The 3,133-nt window shown below is 61.3% G+C and carries 2 protein-coding genes; both read left to right on the top strand.

Features of this window, described 5'->3' with window-relative positions:
• On the top strand, window positions 1-1,795 hold a 1,795-nt coding region (locus OXG98_05335), incomplete at its 5' end, for a TonB-dependent receptor (protein ID MCY3771424.1).
• 177 nt (window positions 1,796-1,972) lie between these two features.
• The coding region (locus tag OXG98_05330) for an ABC transporter substrate-binding protein (protein MCY3771423.1) at window positions 1,973-3,133 on the top strand (1,161 nt) is incomplete at its 3' end.

Below are 3,133 nucleotides of genomic sequence, written 5' to 3'. Positions count from 1 at the left end.
GTATTTCCACGCTTGGTCACAGATGTTCAATACCTTTGGACCTGGCCGTCGCAGTGAAACGATTCCAACGACAAGCCCGTTTTATCCGGGAGGCGGGCTGATTCCGGCGATCCCAGGCCAGGATCTCACCGCTCCGGTGCGCACGCAGAATGCACAAGTCGGATATCGGAAGGATCGCACCAACCAGATCGACGACTGGGCCAATCGGTTGATGGCGTCCCTCGAGGGTACGGTGGGCAGTATCGATTATGAATTGTGGGCGCTGAACTCCGCGGCGGAAATAGGCATTTCAAATCAGCTCTACAATCCGGAAATCAACAACGGAGTGCCGGGAACCAATGGCGCTCCGTGGATCAATCCGTTCGCCTGGTTCGAAGATCAACCGTCTGATGCCCAGTCGTTCATTCTCGCGAACGACCTCGGCGTCGTTGAGAATCGCCATGGGGAGTCAGATCTCACCAGCGCAGGACTCACCATCAGCGGTGACGCGCTGGAAATGGCCGCAGGGCCGCTGTCATATGCTTTCGCTCTGGAGTTCCAGGAGGAATCGATCTTTCTACAGGACCTTCCTGTGCGGAGAATGGCCGGGCTGAGAGTGCAGCCCGACCAGATGGGTGAACGCGACGTGTTGTCGGTCTCGGGCGAGGTGTTGATTCCATTGAGCGACCAGTTCGAGATCAATGCGTCGCTGCGATACGACGACTACAGCGACGCTGGCGCCACGACGAACCCGAAGATTTTGCTGGACTGGAACCTTACGCCAAACTTCAACCTTCACGCGTCGGCCAATACGGGATTTCGCGCACCCACTCTGTTCGATGTGTTCGCTCCAAACCGATACGCATTCACCACCGCCAACCCCGTGCAGGCGGATCCGGATCGCTGTAATCGGTCCACAAATCCCTGGACCCCCGTATTCCCCGGCGAGGACGATTTTTTCCACGTCTGTCGCGGCCAGTACTCGACGTTGCTCGGTGGAAACAGGAACCTCGATCCGGAGATCTCGACGGTCTTCGCTGTGGGTACCGATTTCAACTTTGAAGTGGGCGACGGACGTGTCAACCTCCGGGTCGACTACTGGGACTACAACATTGAAGACATCATCGGGCCGATCGATGTAATTGCGATTTTCCAGGATCTCGATCAGTTTGGCCATTTCATCATTCGCTGTAACGACCTGCCTCCCGAGGACCTGGAAGGCACCATTACCTGTGAGGACGACCCGAATGGCCCAAACCGAATCGGTGCAATCGAGCAATTCCTGCAGAACCTCGGTACTGTCAATACCTCCGGTTTCGATATCAAGGGGCGTTGGGACCAGGAGTTTTCCGGTGGGTATAGCCTGGGAGTGACATATAACGCCACGATCGTCAATGAATACGAGCAGCAGCGCTATCCGGGAGATGGGTTCCATTCGCGGCTTGGGACCTTCCTGGGTACACAGGGGCCGGTATTCGAGTACCAGCACTACCTGGCGGCGACGCTGAGCAGAGACAACTGGAATGTTCGCGCACAGCATCGCCACAAGAGCAGTTACGGCGACTGCAACAGCGCGTGCGGGATCGCTGCGGAGTACCACAACGAAGTGGATGCCTACGGCCTCGTCGACCTCGCCGGCACCTGGCGATTCAACGACCGGCTGGCGATGACCCTGCATGTGCTCAACGTTCTGGATACGGACCCGCCATTCACCAACAACGCCCGCCAGGGTTCGGCGTTGAGCGCCAACATCGATACGCGCTACACCGATCCGCGCGGGCGTTCGGTCGGCGTTACGCTGAGGGGCAACTTGTAGTAGCGGTCGGCCGCATGGCGCGCGGGCCGCCGACAGCGGCGCCGGCAGGGGCCATGCCAGGACCCGAGGGCCCGCGCATGGTCCTTGTCGTATGGTAGGCAGGCTGCTCTCGGCTTTGTCCCGAGCCTCATGCTTGACGGCGACCTCCCGTACCACCTGAAGTACCATTGACCGGGCATGGAACTGGATCGGCGCAGCATACTCATCAGCGCCACGGCTTCGCTCGTGAGTGCCTGCTATCGGGGCAGCGGCGGGCCGATTTCGCAGCCGTCGGGCGCGCTGCCGCCCGATGTCCGCGATATCGGTCCCGAGGGTCCCCGCGCCATCCTGAATCCATCCCGGATTCCGGCGGAATTCCGCGAAGCGCCGATGCTGGCGGCGGAGGTGGCGGTCGGGCGCCTGCCTCCGGTTCGGGAGCGGATCGGGCGCGATCCTCTGGTCATCGAGCCGCTGCACGAGATCGGGCGCTACGGCGGGACGCTGCGCCGCGCCATCAACGGACCGAACGACATCGCCGGGGTCGTCCGATTCGCTTCAGGGCCCGACAGCTTCCTCTACTGGGATCATCTATGGACGACGCCGCGGCCGAATATCGCCCGCGCCTACGAACTCAGCCGCGACGGACGCGCAGTGACCCTGTACCTGCGGAGCGGCATGCGCTGGTCGGACGGTGCGCGGTTTACCGCCGACGACGTACTGTTCTGGTATGAGGATCTCTACCTGGACCGCCGGGTCGTCCCCGCGCCGAGCGAATCGCTGCGGGTCGGCGGCGAAGACGTGCGGGTGCGCAGGGTCGATGGGGAAACCGTGCAGTTCATCGCCCCCCGGCCGTTTCCGCTGCTGGTCGAATTGCTTGCAAGCTTCACCGACATCGGTGGCCCGAGTTTCTACGGCAGGAATGCAATGGGCGGATTCGCCCCGAAGCACTACCTGTCCCGATTCCACCCCAGGTATCGCTCCGAGGATGCGATCAACCGGGAAGCGCGGGAGGCGGGACTGCTGAACTGGACCGTCTACCTCAAGAAGCGCTTCGACTGGACGTTCAATCCGGAACTTCCGGTGGTTTCGCCCTGGCAGGTGACTGTGCCGATCAACTCCCGCGGGTTCAGCATGCAGAGGAATCCCTACAGCATCTGGGTCGACACCGAGGGCAACCAGCTTCCCTACATCGACCGTATTTCCCATGTGCTGTGCTCCGGTCCGGAGGCGGTCAATTTCAAGGCGGCCGCCGGACAACTGGACTTTCAGAGCCGGCACCTGCTGGTCTCGAACGTGCCCTTCCTTCTGGCGAACCGGCGTCGTTCGGGCTGCGATGTGCATCTCAATCCATCGCGGGAC

The sequence above is a fragment of the Gemmatimonadota bacterium genome (assembly GCA_026706345.1).
GTDB lineage: Bacteria > JAAXHH01 > JAAXHH01 > JAAXHH01 > JAAXHH01 > JAAXHH01.
The sequence above is the reverse complement of the archived record's forward strand: the minus strand, read 5'-3'. Positions and strand labels throughout refer to the sequence as shown.